The organism is Streptomyces sp. 8L (genome assembly GCF_020176795.1).
GTDB lineage: Bacteria > Actinomycetota > Actinomycetes > Streptomycetales > Streptomycetaceae > Streptomyces.
This window is the reverse complement of the sequence record NZ_JAIUKE010000988.1, coordinates 1-234: the sequence shown is the minus strand read 5'-3', so window position 1 is coordinate 234 and position 234 is coordinate 1. Positions and strand designations below refer to the sequence as shown.

At 68.8% G+C, this 234-nt stretch carries 1 protein-coding gene; it reads left to right on the top strand.

Annotated features, from left to right (window positions below; genetic code table 11):
* Positions 1–12 precede the first annotated feature (12 nt).
* The coding region (locus tag LCE31_RS41475) for a WD40 repeat domain-containing protein (protein ID WP_374118726.1) at positions 13–234 on the top strand (222 nt) is incomplete at its 3' end.

The following is a 234-nucleotide window of genomic DNA, read 5'->3' as shown; positions in this document are numbered from 1 at the left end:
CCCCCCGGCCCGGTGAGGCTGTGGAATCCGGGGACCCGTAAACCCGTCGGTGACCCCCTTCCCTCTGGTGGGGCCGGCCCCGTGTTGGGGGTGGCGTTTAGTCGTGATGGGTCTCTCCTTGCCGCCGCCTATGCTGACGGCACGGTGGGGCTGTGGAATCCGGGGACCCGTAAACCCGTCGGTGTCTCCCTTCCCTCTGGTGGGGCCGGCCCCGTGTTGGGGTTGGCGTTTAGT